This is a genomic window from Hymenobacter segetis, from assembly GCF_038448715.1.
Lineage (GTDB): Bacteria > Bacteroidota > Bacteroidia > Cytophagales > Hymenobacteraceae > Hymenobacter > Hymenobacter segetis.
Window position 1 is genome coordinate 1 of the sequence record NZ_JBCEVZ010000077.1, and the last position, 20,900, is coordinate 20,900.

Consider the following 20,900-nt stretch of genomic DNA (forward strand, 5'->3'; position numbering starts at 1 on the left):
ACCCACAGTAAGGCAGTGGAGGGGGTGAAACGGGGCGTTGTGCCCGCTGGGCAGTGCGCTTGCAGTACCGACTTCCACGTCTGTCATTCGGAGGATGACAGACGTGGAAGTCCATCCTTCTTCCTTTACCTTCCACCCCATGAACCCACCCAATTCCCACCCTACCCCCATCGCCACCACGGTTTATGCTGATTCCGAATTAGCCTCGGCCGCCGTGGCCGGCCAGATTGCTGACCTCATCCGCACCCGCGCCGCCGAGGGGAAAACCTGCGTGCTGGGCCTTGCCACCGGCTCCTCTCCCACGCGGGTTTATGAGGAGCTGGTGCGCCTGCACCGCGAAGACGGCCTGAGCTTTCAGAACGTCATCAGCTTCAATCTCGATGAATATTACCCCATGCAGCCCGACTCGCTGCAGAGCTACGTGCGCTTCATGCGGGAGTATTTATTTGACCATGTTGATATAAAACCGGAGAACGTGCACATTCCCGATGGCACCGTGCCGCCCGAACAGATTGCGGAATTCTGCCGGCGCTACGAGGAGCAGATTCACGCGGCGGGCGGGATTGATTTGCAGCTGCTGGGCATCGGGCGCACGGGGCACATTGGCTTCAATGAGCCCGGCTCCGGCCCGGCCTCGCGCACCCGGTTGATTACCTTGGACCATGTGACGCGCACCGACGCGGCATCGGATTTCTACGGCGAGGAAAACGTGCCGCGCCGGGCCCTCACCATGGGCGTGGGCACCATTCTCGAAGCCCGCCAGATTGTGCTGCTGGCCTGGGGCGAGGGCAAGGCCGCCGTGGTGAAGCGCATGGTGGAAGGCGAAATCACCGACACCGTGCCCGCCACTTACCTCCAGCGCCACCCCAACGTGCAGGTGGTGCTGGACGAGGCCGCCGGGGCCGAGCTAACGCCCCGCAAAACGCCCTGGCTGCTGGGCCTGCCCTGCAACTGGCACGATGCCGGCCTGGTCCGCAAGGCCGTTACTTGGCTGGCCCGCACGGTCACGAAACCAATTCTCAAACTAACTGAGGAAGACTACAACGAAAACGGCCTTTCGGAGCTGCTGGCGCAGTCCGGCCCGGCCTACGACATCAACATTCGCGTCTTCAACGAGCTGCAACATACCATCACCGGCTGGCCCGGCGGCAAGCCCAACGCCGACGACACCTACCGCCCCGAGCGCGCCGCGCCCTTCCCCAAGCGCGTCCTCATCTTCAGCCCCCACCCCGATGATGACGTGATTTCGATGGGCGGCACCCTGCTCCGGCTGGTCGACCAGGGCCACGAGGTGCACGTCGCCTACCAGACCTCCGGCAACATTGCCGTGTTCGATGACGAGGCCATTCGCTTCGCCGATTTCGTGGCTGATTATGATGAGGCGTTTCATCTTTCTTCCAACGAGCCGGCCGACAACCTCTACCACCGGGTGGCCGATTTCCTCAAAAACAAGCAGCCCGGCCAGGTCGACTCCGACGAGGTGCAGCAGATAAAGGGCCTCATCCGGCGGGGCGAGGCCAAGAGCGCCTGCCGCCTGGCCGGCATCCCCGATGCCAACGTGCACTTCCTGGATTTGCCGTTCTACGAAACCGGCCGGGTGCGCAAAAAGCCCCTCGGCGACGAGGACATCCGCCTCACCATGGAGCTGCTGAACCGCATCCAGCCCCAGCAGATTTACGCCGCCGGCGACCTCTCGGACCCGCACGGCACCCACCGCGTGTGCCTGGCGGCCATTTTTGAGTCCATCCACCGCCTCAAAGCCTCCGGCACCGCCTGGCTCGACGACTGCTGGGTGTGGCTTTATCGCGGGGCCTGGCAGGAATGGGACATCGACCAGATTGAGATGGCCGTGCCCCTCTCGCCGCAGGAGCTCACGCGCAAGCGCCGCGCCATCTTCAAGCACCAGAGCCAGAAGGACCGGCCACTATTCCCCGGGGCAGACCAGCGCGAGTTCTGGCAGCGCGCCGAGGCGCGGAACCGCACCACGGCCAAGCTGTACGACCAGCTGGGGTTGCCGGAATACGAGGGTATTGAGGCCTTTGTGCGGTGGGAGTTTTGAGGTAATTGAACGGCAACTCCCCTCCTTACCAAGGAGGGGATGTTCGCGCTTCAGCGCGAACGGGGGTGGTTGTGGGCGTTGAATGACGACCAAACGATTTACTTCAATGATTCGGACGCCACAACCACCCCAGTTGCCGCTAGCGCGGCAACATCCCCTCCTTGGTAAGGAGGGAAGTTTTTTCCATCCCTATTCCCACCCGCCATGCAACGCACCACCCAGGCCGCCCTCGAAACCACCGGCGCACTGCCCCTCGCGGAGGCTTCCCAGCCCGGCCGCCTAATCAGCCTCGACGTGTTTCGGGGTATCACCGTCATGGCCATGATTCTGGTGAACAACCCCGGCGACTGGGGCCACATCTACCCGCCGCTGGAGCACGCCGAATGGAACGGCTGCACACCCACCGACCTCATATTTCCGTTTTTCCTGTTCATCGTGGGCGTGAGTCTGGTGTATGCGCTCGATGGGGTGAAGCGCCAAGGCGGGCCGCAGGGCGCGGTGCTGCTGCGGGTGCTACGCCGGGCCGGCGTGCTGTTTGGCCTGGGCCTGCTGCTGTCGTTGTATCCGAAGTTCGACTTCTCGGTGGTACGCATTATGGGCGTGTTGCAGCGCATCGCGCTGGTGTTTCTGGGGTGCAGCGTCATCTTTCTGAAAACCAGCTGGCGCACGCAGGTTTGGCTGATTGTCAGCTTTCTCATCGGCTACGCGGTGCTGATGCAGCTGGTGCCCGTGCCCGGCTTCGGGCCGGCCAACCTGGAGCCCGCCACCAACCTCGGGGCTTGGCTCGACCGCACCATCTTCACCGAAGCCCACCTCTGGAAAACCAGCAAAACCTGGGACCCCGAAGGCCTCCTCGGCACCCTGCCGGCCCTGGCCACCGGCCTGCTGGGCGGCCTCACCGCCCAGTGGCTGCGCCACCGTGGCCCAGAGCCGGCCGCCAAAGTGGCCTGGCTGTTCGTGGCCGGCGGCGGCATTATTCTGCTCGGGCTGTGCTGGGCCCCGTGGTTTCCCATCAACAAAGCCCTGTGGAGCAGCCCATACGTGCTCTACACCGGCGGGCTGGCCATGGCCGGCCTGGCCGCGCTCTACTGGATTTGCGACGTGCAGGGCTACCGCGCCTGGACGCGCCCGGCACTGGTCTACGGCGTCAATGCCATCCTCGTATTCTGCCTCTCGGCGCTGCTCTCGCGCACGTTCGGGCTGTTCAAGCTGGCTTTGCCGGGTGGCAAAACGGGCGGATTGAAGGAATGGCTTTACGAATGGGGCATCGCCCTGCATTTCTCCGACCCGCGCACGGCCTCGCTGGTGGGCGCGGTCACGCTTATCATCATCTGGTATTTCATTCTGAGCTGGATGTATAAAAAAGGTGTGGTGCTGAAGGTGTGAGGGGACGTTAGGAATAACACAGAACGTCATGCAGAGCGCAGCGAAGCATCTTTACCGCAGTAGTAACTCCAATTGAAAGGATTAGTGACTGCGGTAAAGATGCTTCGCTGCGCTCTGCATGACGTTCTGCTTTTCGACGTTCTATTCCTGACGTTCTTTCCACCGTGCCGTTCTTTGCCAGCTCAGACGGCATCCTATCACAATGAAAATCCTCATCATCGGCGGCGGCAACATGGGCCTCACATACGCCCGTAGCTTCGTGCGTGCCCACATCACCTCGCGGCTCGATTTGCGCCTGCTGGCCCGCTCGCCCGAGCGGGTGCCGGCCCTGGCGGCCCACGAAATTGGCACCGTCTGGGGCTCGCCGGCCGAGTGCGTGCCGGGGGCCGACATCCTTATCCTGGCCGTGAAGCCGCAGGACTCCCCCGCCCTATTCGCATCGCTGAAGGGGCTGGTGCAGCCGCAGCAGCTCGTGCTCAGCATCATGGCGGGGGTGCGGATTGATACCTTGCGCGAGGCCCTGGGTACGCCCAAAATCATCCGGGCCATGCCCAACCTGCCCGCCCAAATAGGCATGGGAATGACGGCCTTCACCAGCACCGACGAGGTGACTCGCGCCGAGCTGGTGCAGGTGCAAAACCTGCTCTCCACCACCGGCAAGACGGTTTACGTCGAAAACGAAAGCGCCATCGACGCCAGCACGGCCATCTCGGGCAGCGGCCCGGCCTACGTCTACTACTGCATGGAAGCCCTGATGGCCGCCGCCGCCCAAATGGGTTTCAGCGGGGCCGAAGCCGAGCTGCTGGTGAGCCAGACCTTTCGCGGCGCGGTGGAGCTCTACTCGCAATCGGGCCTAAGCTGCCAGGACTGGATTGCCAAAGTGGCCTCCAAAGGCGGCACCACCGAGGCCGCGCTGGGTGCGTTCGGCGCGGGCGCGGTGCGCGAGGGCCTCATGGCCGGGGCCGGCGCGGCGCGCGACCGGGCCGAGGAGTTGGGGCGTTAGCGGTTTTTCCCGCAGTGGGCGCAGGGGTTTACGCAGTGGCCGCAGTGTCGTTCTCGAGGCCGTTTACGCGACGGTGCATATGGTCTTTGAGGCGGTCAACGTTGAAATTGATGAGCAGCCCGAGTTTGAGGCCGGACAGTTTCAGGTAAGTCGTCAGTTGCTTGAAATGAACTTCCTGCAGCGCATCGACGGATTTAAGCTCAATAATGACTTTGCCTTCCACTACCAAATCGAGCCGATAGCCCGTTTCCATGTGAATGCCTTTATAAACCATTGGCATTGGTACCTGCCGGGCTACCCGCAGACCTTGCTGCCGCAACTCATGCTCCAGAGCAGTTTCGTAAACCGACTCCAAAAGGCCCGGCCCTAAATCTGTATGAATTTCATAGGCCGCTTTACGAACCTGAAAAGAAATCTGGTTTTCATGCATCGCGCAAAGTAAACCCGGCTGAACGACACTGCGCCCACTGCGTAAACCCCTGCGCCCACTGCGGGAAAAACCGCTAACGCTATGCCACTGAATACCCCGCGAAATCCTTTCGGAGCTGGGTTTTCAAAATTTTCCCCGTAGCCGTGTGAGGCAGCTGGCTCACGAACTCCACGGCATCGGGCTCCCAGAACTTGGCCACCCGGCCCCGGAAGAAGTTCAGCAGCTCATCGGCCGAAACCTCCATGCCGGGGCGGCGCACCACTATCAGCAGCGGCCGCTCGCTCCACTTGGCGCTGGGCACGCCGATGACGGCGGCTTCGGCCACGGCGGGGTGGGCCACGGCCAGGTTTTCGAGGTCGATGCTGGAAATCCACTCGCCGCCCGATTTGATGACGTCTTTGGAGCGGTCGGTGATGTGCATGTAGCCGTCGGGGTCGATGGTGGCCACGTCACCGGTGCGGAACCAGCCGTCGGCGGTGAGCTCGCCGGGCGTGGCGGTGCGGAAGTAGTCGCGCACCACCCACGGCCCGCGCACCAGCAGGTCGCCGAAGGCCACGCCGTCGTGGGGCAGCGCGTGGCCGTCGTCGCCCACAATCTTCATATCGACCCCAAACACCGCCCGGCCCTGCTTAGCCCGGATGGCCATGCTGTCGGCCGGACTGAGGCCGGCGTGCTTGCCCTTGAGGCGGGCGGTGGTGCCCAGCGGGCTGGTTTCGGTCATGCCCCAGGCGTGCATGATGGTCACGTTTAGCTCTTCCTCGAAGGCTTTCATGAGGGCCGGTGGGCAGGCGGCCCCGCCCACCACCGTGCGGTTGAGGGTGCTGAAATGGCGCTGCCCCTCGCGCATAAATTGCAGCAGCGCCAACCAGATGGTGGGTACCCCGGCCGAAAACGTCACGCCTTCGGTTTCAAACAATTCAAACAGACTGGCGCTATCCATGCCCGCGCCGGGCAGCACCAGCTTCGCGCCATTGAGCGGGGCCGCGTAGGGCAGGCCCCAGGCATTGACGTGGAACATGGGCACCACCGGCATTATCACGTCCGAGGCCGAGCAGCTCAGCGCATCGGGCAGCGAGATGCCCAGGGCGTGCAGCACCGTGGAGCGGTGCGAGTAAAGCACGCCCTTGGGCTGGTCGGTGGTGCCGGAAGTGTAGCAAAGGGAACAGGCCGTGTTTTCATCGAAGCTGGGCCAGTCATAGTCGCCGGTTTCGGCCGCTAGTAAATCTTCGTAGCTGCACAGGCCAGGCAGCTCGGAGGCGGCGGGCAGGTGTTCGGGGCCGGCCATGAGCACCCATTTTTCCACGGTGGGGCACACCGGGGCCAAGCGCTCCACGAGGGGCAGAAAGGTGAGGTCGAAGAACATCAGCCGGTCTTCGGCGTGGTTGATGATGAACACCAGCTGCTCGGGAAACAGGCGCGGGTTGATGGTGTGGCACACCGCCCCGATGCCGGCCACGCCATAATACAGCTCGAAATGGCGGTGCGTATTCCAGGCCAGGGTGCCCACCCGGTCGCCGTTTTCGATGCCGAGCTTCAGCAGGGCCTGGGCCAGCTGCTTGCTGCGGTGGTTGGCCTCGGCGTAGGTGTAGCGGTGCATGCCGCCCTCGGGCCGGCGCGAGACTATTTCGGTATCGGAATGCCACTTGGCGGCGTGCTCGATAATCGTAGCCACGCGCAGCGGCTCGGCCATCATCAGTCCTAACATAAGTGCGGGGTGGGAATGTAGGGCCGTAAGGTAGCAAAAGGCGGCGCATTTCCACCGCTGCCGCAGCCCTACAAACTACCGCGCCGCCTCAATCGCCAGTTGCAACAGGCTCGAGCGCACACTCAAATCCCCCAGCTTATTATTCCGCCGCGTGGGGTGCACCCGGTTGGTCAGCAGGACCACCACCAAATCCTTCTCGGGCTCCACCCAGAAGTACGTGCCCGTGAAGCCGGTGTGGCCGTAGCTGCGCTGGGAGGCACTTTTGGCCGAGTTCACCGTGGGGTTGGCGGCGGGGCGGTCGAAGGCCAGGGCGCGGCGGTTGTCGGGGCAGAACTGGCAGCTGGTCCACTCCGTCAGCACGGTTTTGTCGAAGAGCTGCTGGCCGCCGTAGCGCCCGCCCCAGGCGTAGGTCTGGGCCAGCTTGGCCACGTCATTGGCATCGCCGAAGAGGCCGGCGTGGCCCGAGAGGCCACCCAGCAGGGCCGCGCCTTCGTCGTGCACCGTGCCGTGCACCAGCTGCTTACGAAACGCCGAATCCACTTCCGTGGGCACGATGCGTGCCACCGGAAAGCGGTTGCGGGGTCGGAAGCCCAGCGTGGTAGCGCCCAGCGGCCCGTACACTTCCTTCTGCAAAAATGCATCGAGTGGCAGCCCGGTGCGGGCCTGCACCAACGCCGGATACAGCACAAACGACAAGTCCGAATACACGTACCCCGGCTTTTCATTCAGCGGCGACTCCCCTATCTCTTTATAAATACGAGCCGGCAGTTTCTTCCGCGCCCAGATGCCCTGGGCCACCGGCAGCGGGAACCGGCCCGACGAATCGGCCCGGAAATAGCGGCGGCGCAGGTTGCCATTTTTCTTCACCAATTCCTTCCAGAACGGAATAAAAGCCTTGAGGCGGGCCTGGTGAGCCAGCACGTCGCGCATTTTCAGGTCGGCCTTGTTGGTGCCGCGCAGAAAGGGAAAATAGTTACCCATCGCGCTGTCAGGGCTGAATTTATGGTCGGCTTCCAGGCGCATCAGCGCGGGCGTGGCGGCCATCAGCTTGGTCATCGAGGCCAGGTCGTACAGGTCGTCATCCTTCACCGGGCGCGGCACTGATACGGGTTTGGTATCGGTCACTACGGCGTCCTTTTTCTTCTTTTTCTTATCGACTACCGCTTCGCTGAAGCCCGCATACGTCTGGTTGCCGTAGCTTTTGCGGAGCACCACCGTGCCGCGCCGGGCAATGAGCACCTGCGCCCCCGGGAATGCCTGCGCCGCCAGCGCCCGGCCCAAGAGGCTATCCACGCGGGCTTCAAGGCGGCCGTCCATGTTCACGTCTTCAGGGTTGGCGTAGCGCAGGCGGTAGTTGCCAGCCGTGCGCAGGCCAAAGCCACGCGGGTACCGGTCGCTCACCGTCACGGGCAGCTTGCCGGTGGCCGCGATACCCCCGAAAATGGCCTGTGCGGCCAGTTTCTGGGCATTCGGGCTTTCCTGGTAGGCCATGATGACGGCGGCGGCGCGGTCCAAATCCCGCACTTTGGCCACGGCGTAGGCCGAGCCAAATACACTTAGCACCAGCGTTTGCTTCTGGTCGGCCAGCTCGCGCAGCAGCATGTTATCCTCGGGTGTGATGCCGAAGCTGGTGGCCGGCAGGCGGCCCAGGCTTTGCAGGCTCACCAGAATGAGGTTGTAGGGCTTGAGGGCGGTGCGCAGCTGCATCAACTCATCGAGCGTAGCTGTGGCGCCGATGTGGAAATGCGCGGCCGGCGCGTAGTCGGCAACCGCTTTCTGGAAGTCGGTGGTATCGCGCGGGGAGCCGCCCAGCACCAGCGTGGCAATGCGCAGCGTGTCGAGGCGCTGGAGCGGCAGCAGGGTTTTCTGGTTGCGCAGCAGCGTGATGCTCAGCTCGGTGAGGCGGTGGCTGAGGTACTGCGCGTGCGGGCCGTTGAGGTCTTCGTAGATGTTTTTGGTATTGATGGGCCGATAGTGGTTCAGCCCGGACCACTGCTTGAGGGCCAGCACGCGGCGGCAGTGCTCGTCAATTTCCTTTTGCGAAATCCGGCCGCTGTCCACGGCAATTCTTACCATCTTCAGCGCCAGCGGAATGTTTTTGCTGAACTCCAGAATATCGTTGCCGGCCATGATGGCGCGCACGTCGGCCTCACCGGGCGGGAACTTGCTGATAACGCCGCGCATGTTCATGGCATCGGTGAAAATCAGTCCCTTGAAACCCATTTCGTCCCGCAGCATCCCCGTGATGATGGGCCGCGAAAGGGTACTTGGCCCCAGTACCGTGTCCAGAGCCGGCACGTTGAGGTGGGCCACCATCATACCGCCCAGGCCGCCCGCGATGAGGCTACGGAAGGGCGGCAGCTCCAGCGTATCGAGCCGGCGGCGGTCGACGCGCACGGTGGGCAAGGCGAGGTGTGAGTCGGCGTCCACGTCGCCGTGGCCGGGGAAGTGCTTGGCTACGGCCAGAATGCCGGCATCCTGCATGCCGCGCATGTACTGGCGGCCGTCGCGCGCCACAGCCGCCGGGTTTTCGCCCCAGCTACGAAAGCCGATAACCGGGTTGGCGGGGTTGTTATTCACATCGACCACCGGCGCGAAGTTGACGTGCATGCCCAGCCGCTTGAACTGACGGGCCACCTCGCGGCCCATATCGTAGAGCAGCGTGGTGTCGGTTTCGCCGCCCAGGCTCATCTGGTAGGGGAATTTCACCACGCTGTCTAGGCGCATGCCCACGCCCCATTCGCCGTCCAGGGCCACCAGCAGTGGCACTTTCGATTGGCTCTGGTAGCGGTTCAGCAGGCGGGCCTGCCGGGCCGGGCCGCCCTGAAAAAATATCAGCCCGCCAATGCCGTACTGCTTGATGAGCGTCGAAACCGAGTCCTCAAACACGCGGGTGCGGTTGGAATACGCGGCCACCATGAACAGCTGCGCGGCGCGCTGGTCGGGCGTAAGCACCCGCATCAGGCTGTCGACCCAGGGCGAGTGCAGGTACCGCGTGAAGGCGGGCGCATTGGCCGGAATCGGCACTAACTTCTTTTTTTTCAAAGCCTTGCGCACCCCCGACGGCTGCTTTTTGGGGCGGGGAGCGGTATGCTGCTGCGCGTCGGCCAGCAGTGGGAAGGTAAGCAGCCAAAACAAGAACAGGTACTTCATTAACGACAAGAGCTGAGCGACAAAGGAGACGACCACGCATACGCGGCGCTGCAAAAGTCGGCAGCTGAACGGTATGAATCCGCAACCGCCCGCTACACCCCGCCTCGGAGGCCCCTGTTCATCTCGGCAGGCAGCGGAGAGGCTCAAGCCACTAGCAGAACAGCAAATACAATTAAATATTAAAAATATTTTATAATAAGAACAAATATTACTTATTTGCAATATCTAATAAAAACAATACGTCTATGAGCACAACTACAAAAACACCAGCTCGGCTGATGCTTAGCCATTTCCATTCGCTGATGCCCAAAGCAGCTTTGTTACTCATCAGCTTTTTGCTCCTGCTGTCGGCCACGGCGCAGGCCCAGAACACCTACTATTGGCGCGGCGCGGTGGGCGCCAACTGGAGTACATCAACCAGTTGGAACACTGCGGCCAATGGCACGGGCACGGCCCGGACCACTCGCAACAGTGGCGACGTACTGATATTCAACGGCGGCAGCCCCGTCGTCACCATGGACTTAAGCGAGACCATCAAGCAGTTGTCCTTCACGAATAACACTGCGGCTACGCTCAATACTACCACGGATGCGACCCGCACCATCACCCTTGGCGGGGGCACGGGCGAGGACTTTGTGGTAGCCGCCGGGTCGTCGCTGGCGGTGGTGGGCGTGGTAAGCGACAACGATGACGCGGCCGTGATTTTTCAGCTCAATAACAGTGTCACGGCCAGCATTGCCGGGGCCGTCACCTTCACCAGCTCGGGCGGCAACGGCGGCTCCAATGCACTCCACGAGTTTCGGGGCGGGGAAGGTTCGGTGCACTTCACGAATGGCGGCAGCCTGATTGCCACCGGCCGGATGAACGGGGATTCCTTTGGTACGACGGCCGGCATGGCCGTTTTTGAGGCGGGCGCCACCTACCAGCAGAATGGCTCCAATGCCGATGACCCCTACGGCCCCGCCACCTTTCTGGATGGCAGTACCTACCGCTACCTCACGGGCAGCTTTGGCGGCACGACCCTAACGGTTAACCGGGCCTACGGCAATCTGTCGTACGAGAGTTCCAGCGACCGAACCATTGGCGGCCTCATGAACCTGCTCATTCGCAACAACCTAACCCTTAGCGGCACCGGCAACCTCTCGCTCAATGCCCGCAATACGGACGGCACCAGCATTGGCGGCAATATCAGTATCACCAACAACAGCGCGCTGCTCAATTTCGACCCCAGCTCGACGCGGCCGGTAACGCTTAATGGTACCACGGCCAAAACCGTCAGCGGCGTCGGAGCGCTGGTTCTCGGGGACAACGCGCAGCTTGAAATTGATAACCCGGCCGGGGTGACGCTCATGCGACCCATCACCGTAGAGAGCGGCCTGATTCTGACCAACGGCTTGCTGACGACCAGCGCCACGGCCCTGCTCACCTTAGACCCAAACGCCACCATAAGTGGCGGCAGCGCCACCAGCTTTGTGAACGGCCCGCTGGCCCGCATCACCCCAGCGAATAATAGTGTCAACCGCACCTGGGTTTTCCCCATTGGCAAAGGCACCGCGTACCGCCCCCTGACGCTCCGGTCCTCCGACCAGAATAACGCCGCCACTTACACCGTGGAGCAGTTTGAGGGCAACCCCGGGCAAACGGTGACCGGCCTGCTCCAGCGGGTGTCGTTCAAGCGTGCCTACAGCATCATTTCGTCCAGCGCTTCGGCCACCAACCTCACCGGCACCGTCACCATCTCCTTCGCCCCGGACGACTACGTGAACGTACCGGGCACCTCGGACCTGGTAGTAGCCCGGCGGCAGGGCACCACCGGGGCCTGGAGCACCATAGGCCATTCGGCCAATACCGGCCCGGCCGGTGCAGCCGGCGGCCCCGGCGTAAGCGGCACTATCACCTCGAATTCCTTCACTGGGTTCACCACCGGCTCCGCCACGTATTTCGCACTGGGCGCGCTGAACCTGAACAACCAGGCCAACCCGTTTTCCACCGCCGTGAACCCACTGCCCGTGGAGCTCACGCGGTTTGACGCCGCTGCCAAACCACAGGGCATTGCCCTGAGCTGGGCCACGGCCACGGAAAAAAACAGCGACTATTTTGAGGTGCAGCGCAGCGCCGATGGCGAAATATTCCAGCGCGTGGGCAGCGTGAAGGGCCAGGGCACCAGCAGCAACGCCCACGAGTACGCTTTTCTGGACGGCCACCCGTTGGCGGGCCTCTCCTACTACCGCCTGCGCCAGGTAGATACGGATGGCACCAGCACGTTTTCGCCGGTGGCCACGGTGCAAATGCGCGGCGAAGTAGCCGTGTACCCCAACCCCAGCACGGGCACAGTTTCGCTGCCAGCTACGATGGGTGCCGTGCGCTACCGTGTGCTCAATGCCCTGGGGCAGGCCGTGCTGAGCGGCCAGGCCACTGGCAGCGACCAGCTCGACCTGCACACGCTCGCCAAAGGCTCCTACTTTCTGGAGCTAACCGGGGCAGGCGGCAGCACCATTCAGCGCCTGATGCGGGAGTGACTGGCTTAAGTAATTCGCCGACACCTGATTTTGGTCAGTAGTGCCGTGCTTTTACACTCTACTGCCGAATTACGCCCAATAAATTGCACATAATCAATAAAAACAAACATGATACAACCTTATGATATTACTTTATCTTTAATATGCAAAAAAAATGGTAAGTTTTGGATGAAACTGGTGTAAATTGCGGACTTACAGCATTTTTCAAACTGAAAACAAATGATTCACTTTATACCTCGTCGCCTTTCTGCATCATCAAATTCTTTTCTAATCTGTGCAGCAGCACTATGCTTTGGTTCTTTCGGGGCCTCTGCTCAGATTCTTTCGAGAACCCAGGATTTTTCAGGTGCTGCAGCCACGCGAAACACGTACGGAACTGATTTCGCAGCTGACATCGCTAAAGCGACTAACCAGAACTCTGCCGGCTATTATTCGACAGGTTTTGTCTATAGTACCACTCCTGCTGGTGCCTTCGGCTCGGCCGACAACAATGCCAGCGCCACTCCTAATTCTATTCCGGTACTTTTTGACACGCAGGTATTTCAAGCAAATTCCACCAACAATAAAATAACTTTTGAGCTAGGTCAAAGTGGGCAATTTGGTTTTGATAATAACAATAGTGTAACTGCAGATGTATCGCTTAATGGGGCAGCCGCTGTAAGAGTCGTAGAAGTAACCGGCACTACCGTTAATAACGCCACTCAATCCTTTGCTATTGGCAGTGGCAGCACGTACACAACTACTTACCCGGCATTAGGAAAAGTTGTAGAATCTAATACTAATGTAGTCGGTAAGTTCGTCGTAAATCTTCCCAATTTTACGGCCAGAACAACAGTTGATGTAACCATCGTCGTTACAGCTTCTCGAAAGTCCACTGTACTTATTGATAACGTTACGATTTCTTCAGGTTCCCCCCTGCCCGTCGAGCTCACCCGCTTCGAGGCCACGGCCAAAGCAACGGGCGTGAGCCTGAGCTGGGCTACGGCCAGCGAAAAGAACAGCGACCGGTTCGAGATTCAGCGCAGCGCCACGGGCGAGGCTTACGAAACCCTGGGCCTGGTGAAGGGCCAGGGCAACACCACCCTAGCGCACGACTATTCCTTCGTGGATAGCCGCTCGCTGGCCGGCACGGCTTACTACCGTCTGCGGCAGGTCGATTCCGATGGCACCTTCAGCTACTCGCCGGTGGTGACTGTGCAAACTGAAGCCAGCGCCAAAGTAGTGCTCTACCCCAACCCCAGCGCGAACCAGCTCATCCTGCCCGCCGGTTTGGGCGTAGTGGAGTACCGCGTTTTCAATGCCTTGGGCCAGACCTTGCTCGCTGGCAAAGCCACTGACAATGACCGCCTCGACATCACCAGCCTGCCCAAAGGCCCCTTCTTTCTGGAGCTGAGCGGAGCCACCGGCCACCGCACCCAGCGCCTGCTGCGCGAGTAACGCTCTGCGTGGGCCATATGCACCGCATCTGGCCAGTCTTACCATCAAGCCCCGCCCCTGCCTTGCGTAGTGGCGGGGCTTTTTTTGATTACGACATAGCACCAGGCCAGCATTGCCTTTTTTGGCCTGCCAACGTAGAGGATAGTTGCGATAACCGCCTTTCAACGTTCGTTTTATGCGTACTTCCCTTCTTTCCATCGGGCCGGGCACCCGGCTGCTGGCGCTGGCCGGTGCCGTGCTGCTGGGGGCCTGTAGCGGCCAGGCCCCGCTGGAGCAATCCAGCGGCGGCACCGCCCGCTCCACCACCGTGCAGCTTGACACCACGGCCACACTGCCCACCGAAGCCTGCGGCCTGCTCACGCCCGGCGAGGTGGCCAGCCTCACGGGCCGCCCGGTGCAGCAGCAGGCCCAGGGCGAAGCCTGCCGCTTTGTGGAGGCCGACCAGCCCGCCAGCCCCGATGCCGTGGTGACGGTTTCGTTTCGGCCGGCCGCCGCGTTCCAGATTGCGCAGGCCGGCAGCGACTTGCGCCGACGCAACATGGTGCCGGTCACGGGCCTGGGCCGCGAGGCATATTACGACGACAGCCACGGCGACCTCTACGTGCGGCTGCCCGACCGTACCCTCGTCATCGGGATGCCGCGCCGCGTGAAAAGCTACTCGCGCGAGCGCATCGCGCCGGAGCTGGGCCGCCTGGCCGTGGCCCGGCTCACGACCAGGCGGTAGAACGACAACTCCCCTCCTTTTTTAAGGAGGGGATGCCGACGCAAAGCGTTGGCTGGGGTGGTGGCATTCGTTGAACGATACCCGAACGATACCGGCGCAAGTCGTCCAGTCATCGTTCAACGAGTCCCCTGCGGTGCCACTACCCCTGTTTCAGCTTCGCTGAAACATCCCCTCCTCATATGACGAGAGGAGTGATGTGCCGTTTCGTAGCTTGCGGCACATTCCCATTCGCTCCATGAAGAAACTTGCCCTGGCCGGCCTCGTCGCGGCCGCCCTCACGTCGGCCTGTAACCAGACCAAAACCACCGAAACCGCCGCCACCAGCGCCAACGGCGCGGCCGCAACTGATACCACCAAAGGCATCAACGGCCTGTTCGCCAGCTTCTGGGAGCAGCAGTCGCGGCTCGACCCGCTTTCGGCTACGGCCCAGGGCGACAACCGCTTCAACGACCAGTTGCCCAACGACCAGACCCAGGCGTTTCGGGACACGCTGCGCACGTTTTATCAGGATTACCTGACGCGGCTGGGGCAGTTTGACCGCGCCAAGCTGGATGATAACGACCGCATCAGCTACGACATCTTTCAGTACGACCTGAAGCAGCGGGTGGAGGGTTTGAAGCTGAACACCTGGATGATGCCGTTTCAGCAGTTCTGGGGGCTACCCATCAGCATGGGGCAGTTTGGCTCGGGGCAGGGCAACCAGCCGTTCAAAACCGTGAAGGACTACGACAACTGGCTGGGCCGGGTGCGGGGCTTCACGGTGTGGGCCGATTCGGCCATCGGAAATTTCCGGCGCGGCATGAAGGCCGGTGTGGTGCTGCCCAAGTCGTTGGTGGAGAAGATGATTCCGCAGATGCGCGATAAAACTATGGTGGTGACGGACCCCACCAAGTCTCTGTTTTACGGGCCGATAAATGCGTTCCCGAAGGACTTTTCGGATGCCGACAAGAAGCGCATTACCGAAGAGTATAAGAAGGCTATTCTGACGGAAATTGCTCCTACTTACAAGAAGCTCGGCGATTTTCTGGCCAACGAATACCTGCCCAAGTCGCGCCCCACCAGCGGCATCAACGCCATTCCCGGCGGGCCGGAAATGTACCGCTACTACGCCAGCTACTGGACCACGACCGACAAAACCCCGGCCGAAATCCACGCCCTGGGCCTGCGCGAAGTGGCCCGCCTGCGCGCCGAGATGGAGCGTATGAAAACCCAATTGGGCTTCAAAGGCACGCTGCGCCAGTTCTTCGAGAGCCTGAAAACCAACCCCAAGGCCATGCCCTTCAAAACGGCCGAGGAAGTACTGGCCGGCTTCCGCAAGATTCAGGCAACCATCGACCCCAGCCTGAAAAAGATGTTCGGCCGCGTGCCCAAGTCGCCATTCGAAATCCGGGAAACGGAGAAGTTCCGCGAGGCATCGGCATCGGCCGAATACAACCAGGGCTCGCCGGACGGCTCCCGGCCGGGCATTTTCTACGTGCCGCTGTCCAAGCCCGCCGAGTACAACGTGACGCAGGGCATGGAGTCGCTGTTTCTGCACGAGGCCATTCCGGGCCACCACTACCAGATTTCTTTGCAGCAGGAAAACACCAGCCTGCCCAAGTTCCGCCAGTTTGCCGGCTACGGCGCCATGACCGAAGGCTGGGCCCTCTACTGCGAAAGCTTAGGCAAGGAACTCGGCCTGTATAAAGACCCCTACCAATACATCGGCGCACTGAGTGATGAGATGCTGCGCGCCGTGCGCCTGGTGGTGGACACCGGCCTGCACACCGGCCAGATGACCCGCGAGCAAGCCATTGACTACATGCTGGATAACACGCCCGACAATAAAGAGAACGACACGGCCGCCATTGAGCGCTACATGGCCATTCCGGGCCAGGCGCTGTCCTACAAAATCGGCCAGCTGAAGATTCAGGAGTTGCGCGCCCGCTACGAAAAGCAGCTGGGCAGCAAGTTCTCCCTCAGCAACTTCCACGACGAATTGCTGAAGGATGGCGTGATGCCGCTGGCCGTGCTCGAAACCAAGATGGATGCCTGGGCGGCGAAGCAGTAGTTGCTTCAGAATTCTGAACAGAGCTAGAAGCAAGTCATGCTGAGCGCAGTCGAAGCATCTCTACCGCAATAGTAAATCCTGTCGATTGGATTACGGCTGCGGTAGAGATGCTTCGACTGCGCTCAGCATGACGTTTTTAATATATTCAGCCTCGCCTCGAGAAAAACTGCACTATTTACAGCCGTTTGTGTAGCTTGCCGGCTTACTTACTGGTTGATGAACAGATTTTTTGTTGCCTTACTGGCAATGTGGTGCCTTTTGGCGCACCCGGCCGGCTCCCAAACCCCACCCAATAGCGGCACGACCTCCGCCACACTGCTCGCCGGTTTATTCAATTCGTATTGGGAAGACCGCGCCCGGCTGTTTCCGCTGATGGCCACGGCCCAGGGCGACAACCGCTACAACGACCGCCTGCCCAACGACCAGAGCCGCGCCTTTCGCCAGCAGCAGACACGCTTTTACCGTCGCTATCTTAATGACCTACTAAACATTGACCGCGCCCGTCTGTCGACCGACGACAAGCTCAGCTACGACATCTTTCAGTACGAGATGCGCAGCCGCCTCGAAGGCCTGCGACTGAATACGTGGATGATGCCGTTTGCGCAGTTCTACAGCCTGCCCACCACGCTCAGCCAGCTGGGCGCGGGCACCGGGGCGCAGCCGTTCAAGACGGTGAAGGACTATGACAACTGGCTGGCCCGCGTAGGCAAGTTTCCGGTGTGGGCCGACTCGGCCATTGGCAATTTCCGGCAGGGCATGAAGGCGGCCGTGGTGCTGCCCCGCGTGCTGGTGCTGAAAATGGTGCCCCAGCTGCAAGCCCAGGTCACGGCCGATGCCGCCAAAAGCCTGTTTTACGGCCCCATTACCCACCTGCCCGCCAGCTTTTCGGAGGCTGATAAAGCCCGCCTCACCAGCGCCTACCAGCAGGCCATTCTTACCGAGGTGGTGCCCACTTACCGCAAGCTGGCCGATTTTCTGCAAACCGAATATCTGCCCCAGGCCCGCAACAGCACCGGCCTGAGCGACGTGCCCGGCGGGGCCGAAATGTACCGCTACGACGTGCGCCTGATGACCACCACCGACCGCACCCCTGACGCCGTTTACCAAACCGGCCTGGCCGAGGTGAAGCGCATTCGGGCCGAGATGGAGGCCGTGAAAAAGCAGGTTGGCTTCAAAGGCAGCCTGCCCGGCTTCTTTAGCTACCTGGGCTCCAGCGGCAAATTCATGCCCTACAAAACGCCGGACGACGTGCTGAACGCCTTTCGCAGCATCCAGGCCCGCATCACGCCCAACCTACCCAAGCTGTTCGGGCGCACGCCGAAGTCGCCGTTTGAGATTCGGCAGACGGAAGCCTTTCGTGCTTCCACGGCCTCGGCCGAGTACAACCGGGGCACGCCGGACGGCGCGCGGCCCGGCATTTTCTACGTGCCCATTCTCGATGCCACCAAGTTCAACGTGACCTCCGGCATGGAGTCGCTGTTTCTGCATGAGGCCATTCCGGGGCATCACTACCAGCTGTCGTTGCAGCAGGAAAACACCAGCCTGCCCAAGTTCCGCCGCTTCGCCTCCTACCCCGCGTTCAGCGAGGGCTGGGCACTGTATTGCGAAAGCCTGGGCAGGGAGCTCGGCCTCTACACCGACCCTTACCAACGCATTGGCGCCCTGGGCGATGAGATGCACCGCGCCCTGCGCCTGGTGGTGGATGTAGGCATGCACGCCAAGGGCATGAGCCGCGAGCAGGCCATCGACTACATGATGGCCAATGAGCCCATTTCGGAGCAGGCCGCCACGGCCGAAATCGAGCGCTACCTGGCCATGCCCGGCCAGGCCTTGGCCTACAAAACCGGTCAGCTCAAAATCCGCGAGCTGCGGAGTCGCTACGAAAAGCAGCTGGGCAAGAAATTCAACCTGCGGGCTTTCCATGATGAGATTCTGGCCGGCGGCTCCATGCCCCTGGCCGTGCTGGAGCGCCGCATGGATGCCTGGGCGGCCCGGCAGCGGTAAGGCATTCTTTCCGTCTGTCATCCTGAGCGCAGCGAAGGACCTTATCCCGTCTGCTACAATTACTGCAAATTGTTCGGCCGTGATAAGGTCCTTCGCTGCGCTCAGGATGACAGACAGCCCAAATTGTTACCTTGCTCCTTCTTTCGTATTCTCCGAATCTCCTCTCAATGCCCAATTTCAATTCCCACCAGCGGCTGACCGGTTTTCTGGCCACGCTCGGCCTGGCCTTCACCCTGCTTCCCACCCCTGGCATGGCTCAATCTTCCGCTCCCGCTGCATCGGCCACGGCCCGTGCCGACCAGTCGCCGCTGCTCCAGCCCTGGGGCAGCCTCCATGGCGGCGTGCCCGCTTTTGATAAGGTACGGGTGGCTGATTTCAAGCCCGCGCTGGAAGCGGCGATGGCTGAGAACTTGGCTGAAATCAACGCCATTGCCACCAACCCGGCGGCCCCGACGTTCGAGAACACCATTGCGGCAATGGAGCGTAGCGGGCAAACGCTGACGCGCGTTTCGGCCATCTACGACATCTGGAGCGGCACCCTGAACGATGCCGCTTTCAGCGCCGTGGAAACCGAAATGGCCCCCAAGCTGGCCGCGTTCTACGACCAGATTTCTCAGAATCCGGCCCTGTTCAAGCGCATCGAGGCAGTGTATAACGCGCCGGCTACCAAAAAGCTAACGACCGAGCAGCAGCGGCTGGTGGAGGTTGACTACAAGCAGTTTGTGCGGGCAGGCGCGAAGCTGGATGCCACGGCCAAGGCCCGGGTTTCGGCCATCAACCAGCAGCTGGCGGGGCTGTTCACCAATTTCTCCCAGAACGTGCTGGCCGATGAAGCTGACTCGGTGCTGGTGCTGAAAACCGATAAGGACCTGGGCGGCCTACCGGCCTCGCTGCGCGACGCGGCTAAAACCACGGCCGGCACTCGCAAGATTGCGGCGGCGGGCGTTATCACGAATACGCGCTCCAGCATCGACCCGTTCCTGACCTACTCCGACCAGCGCGGGCTGCGCGAGAAGGCGTGGCGCATGTTTACGAACCGCGGCGACAACGGCGGCGCGCACGACAACAACGCCATCATCACCCAGATTTTGCAGCTGCGGGCCGAGCGTGCCAAGCTGCTGGGCTACGCCACCCACGCCCACCTGCGCCTCGACAACACGATGGCCAAAACCCCGGAAGCCGCCATGCAGCTGATGGAGCAGGTGTGGAAGCCCGGCGTAGCCCGCGTGCACGAGGAAGTGGCCGACATGCTGGCCGTGGCCAAAAAAGAAGGTGCCCCCGCCAACTTCAAAATCGAGCCTTGGGACTACCGCTACTACGCCGAAAAAGTGCGCAAAGCCCGCTACGACCTCGACCAGAACGAGGTGAAGCAGTATTTGCAGCTGGATAAGATGCGCGAGGGCATGTTCTGGGTGGCCGGCGAGCTGTTCAATTTCAGCTTCGCGCCCGTGACGGATGTGCCCGTGTACCACCCCGATGTGAAGGTGTGGCAGGTGAACGACAAAACCACCGGCAAGCAAATCGGCCTCTGGTACTTCGACCCCTACGCCCGTCCCGGCAAAAACTCGGGCGCGTGGATGAATGCCTACCGCAACCAGGAACGCCTAGATAAGGAGGTGACGACCATCGTGTCGAACAATTCCAACTTCGTGAAGGGCAAGGACGGCGAGCCGGTGCTCATTTCCTGGACCGATGCCACGACGCTATTTCACGAGTTCGGCCACGCTCTGCACGGGCTGTCGAGCAATGTGACGTACCCCTCGCTTTCGGGCACCAACGTGGTGCGCGACTACGTGGAATTCCCTTCGCAACTGCTGGAAAACTGGCTGGCCACGCCGGAGGTGCTCAACAAGTTTGCCCTGCATTACCAAACCGGCAAGCCCATTCCGAAGGTGCTTGTGGACCGCATCAACAAGGCCAGTTCGTTCAACGAAGGCTTCGCCACCACCGAGTTTCTGGCCAGTGCGCTTATTGACATGAAACTGCACCTGGCCGGCGCGCAAAAAATTGACCCTGACAAGTTTGAGCGCGAAACCCTGGCCGGCATGGGCATGCCCTCCGAGCTGGTAATGCGCCACCGCACGCCGCAGTTTTCGCACGTTTTCTCCTCGGATGGCTACTCGGCGGGCTACTACTCCTACCTGTGGTCGGTGGTGCTGGCGGCTGATGCCTTCAGCGCCTTCACCGAGGCCGGTGGGCCGTACGATAAGGCCGTGGCCGCCCGCCTGCGCAAAAACGTCTTCACCGTGGGCAACACCGTGGACCCGGCCGCTGGCTACCGCGCCTTCCGCGGCCGCGACCCAAAAATCGACGCGCTGATGAAGCAGCGCAACTTCCCGCTGGCGGGGGCCAAAACCAGCACCACGGCTCCGGTCAAAAAACCGGTTGGCAAAGCCAAGCCGGCGGCAGCGAAGGGCAAGTAGTCGCTTT

Annotated in this window: 12 protein-coding genes; 9 read left to right on the plus strand and 3 right to left on the minus strand. The window is 61.5% G+C overall.

Translation table 11 applies throughout. The features are described 5' to 3' along the window. The first annotated feature begins 139 nt into the window (after window positions 1-139). From nagB to proC, 3 genes are all read left to right on the plus strand, one after another. On the plus strand, window positions 140-2,059 hold the full coding sequence (gene nagB / locus AAFH49_RS19940; protein ID WP_342300944.1) for a glucosamine-6-phosphate deaminase: 1,920 nt from the start codon (window positions 140-142) through the stop codon (window positions 2,057-2,059). A gap of 204 nt (window positions 2,060-2,263) precedes the next feature. Next, window positions 2,264-3,445, plus strand: a complete 1,182-nt coding sequence (locus tag AAFH49_RS19945) for an acyltransferase family protein (protein ID WP_342300945.1) — start codon at window positions 2,264-2,266, stop codon at window positions 3,443-3,445. Between the two features lie 202 nt (window positions 3,446-3,647). Continuing rightward, window positions 3,648-4,448, plus strand: coding sequence for a pyrroline-5-carboxylate reductase (proC, locus tag AAFH49_RS19950; RefSeq protein ID WP_342300946.1), 801 nt, complete (start codon window positions 3,648-3,650; stop codon window positions 4,446-4,448). Window positions 4,449-4,476: 28 nt separating this feature from the next. Here the strand turns inward: proC and AAFH49_RS19955 are convergent, their stop codons facing one another. From AAFH49_RS19955 to AAFH49_RS19965, 3 genes are all read right to left on the minus strand, one after another. Then, window positions 4,477-4,878, minus strand: a complete 402-nt coding sequence (locus tag AAFH49_RS19955) for a GxxExxY protein (RefSeq protein WP_342300947.1) — start codon at window positions 4,876-4,878, stop codon at window positions 4,477-4,479. A gap of 79 nt (window positions 4,879-4,957) precedes the next feature. Continuing rightward, a complete protein-coding gene (locus tag AAFH49_RS19960) occupies window positions 4,958-6,583 on the minus strand; it encodes a 3-(methylthio)propionyl-CoA ligase (protein WP_342300949.1) in 1,626 nt (541 codons plus the stop codon). A gap of 75 nt (window positions 6,584-6,658) precedes the next feature. Then, entirely contained in the window at window positions 6,659-9,736 is a 3,078-nt protein-coding gene (locus AAFH49_RS19965; protein WP_342300950.1) for a serine hydrolase domain-containing protein, read from the minus strand. 302 nt (window positions 9,737-10,038) lie between these two features. On the opposite strand from AAFH49_RS19965, the gene AAFH49_RS19970 reads away from it, so the two are divergent. The 6 genes from AAFH49_RS19970 to AAFH49_RS19995 all read left to right on the plus strand — a co-directional run bounded on the left by AAFH49_RS19970 (window position 10,039) and on the right by AAFH49_RS19995 (window position 20,893). Continuing rightward, a complete protein-coding gene (locus AAFH49_RS19970) occupies window positions 10,039-12,255 on the plus strand; it encodes a T9SS type A sorting domain-containing protein (protein WP_342300952.1) in 2,217 nt (738 codons plus the stop codon). Between the two features lie 963 nt (window positions 12,256-13,218). Continuing rightward, a complete protein-coding gene (locus AAFH49_RS19975; protein ID WP_342300953.1) occupies window positions 13,219-13,692 on the plus strand; it encodes a T9SS type A sorting domain-containing protein in 474 nt (157 codons plus the stop codon). Window positions 13,693-13,867: 175 nt separating this feature from the next. Continuing rightward, window positions 13,868-14,416: a hypothetical protein gene (locus tag AAFH49_RS19980; protein ID WP_342300954.1), complete on the plus strand. Its 549-nt coding sequence runs from the start codon at window positions 13,868-13,870 to the stop codon at window positions 14,414-14,416. A gap of 235 nt (window positions 14,417-14,651) precedes the next feature. Further along, window positions 14,652-16,466 (plus strand): DUF885 domain-containing protein, encoded by a 1,815-nt coding sequence (locus tag AAFH49_RS19985; RefSeq protein WP_342300956.1) that lies wholly within the window; start codon window positions 14,652-14,654, stop codon window positions 16,464-16,466. A gap of 246 nt (window positions 16,467-16,712) precedes the next feature. Next, on the plus strand, window positions 16,713-18,470 hold the full coding sequence (locus AAFH49_RS19990) for a DUF885 domain-containing protein (protein WP_342300957.1): 1,758 nt from the start codon (window positions 16,713-16,715) through the stop codon (window positions 18,468-18,470). A gap of 167 nt (window positions 18,471-18,637) precedes the next feature. Continuing rightward, entirely contained in the window at window positions 18,638-20,893 is a 2,256-nt protein-coding gene (locus tag AAFH49_RS19995; protein ID WP_342300959.1) for a M3 family metallopeptidase, read from the plus strand. The last annotated feature ends 7 nt before the right edge of the window (window positions 20,894-20,900 follow it).

Coding starts and splice junctions, on each gene's coding strand:
- nagB (WP_342300944.1), top strand. CDS start 140: ATGAACCCACCCAATTCCCACCCTACCCCCATCGCCACCACGGTTTAT.
- AAFH49_RS19945 (WP_342300945.1), top strand. CDS start 2,264: ATGCAACGCACCACCCAGGCCGCCCTCGAAACCACCGGCGCACTGCCC.
- proC (WP_342300946.1), top strand. CDS start 3,648: ATGAAAATCCTCATCATCGGCGGCGGCAACATGGGCCTCACATACGCC.
- AAFH49_RS19955 (WP_342300947.1), bottom strand. CDS start 4,878: ATGCATGAAAACCAGATTTCTTTTCAGGTTCGTAAAGCGGCCTATGAA.
- AAFH49_RS19960 (WP_342300949.1), bottom strand. CDS start 6,583: ATGTTAGGACTGATGATGGCCGAGCCGCTGCGCGTGGCTACGATTATC.
- AAFH49_RS19965 (WP_342300950.1), bottom strand. CDS start 9,736: ATGAAGTACCTGTTCTTGTTTTGGCTGCTTACCTTCCCACTGCTGGCC.
- AAFH49_RS19970 (WP_342300952.1), top strand. CDS start 10,039: ATGCCCAAAGCAGCTTTGTTACTCATCAGCTTTTTGCTCCTGCTGTCG.
- AAFH49_RS19980 (WP_342300954.1), top strand. CDS start 13,868: ATGCGTACTTCCCTTCTTTCCATCGGGCCGGGCACCCGGCTGCTGGCG.
- AAFH49_RS19985 (WP_342300956.1), top strand. CDS start 14,652: ATGAAGAAACTTGCCCTGGCCGGCCTCGTCGCGGCCGCCCTCACGTCG.
- AAFH49_RS19990 (WP_342300957.1), top strand. CDS start 16,713: ATGTGGTGCCTTTTGGCGCACCCGGCCGGCTCCCAAACCCCACCCAAT.
- AAFH49_RS19995 (WP_342300959.1), top strand. CDS start 18,638: ATGCCCAATTTCAATTCCCACCAGCGGCTGACCGGTTTTCTGGCCACG.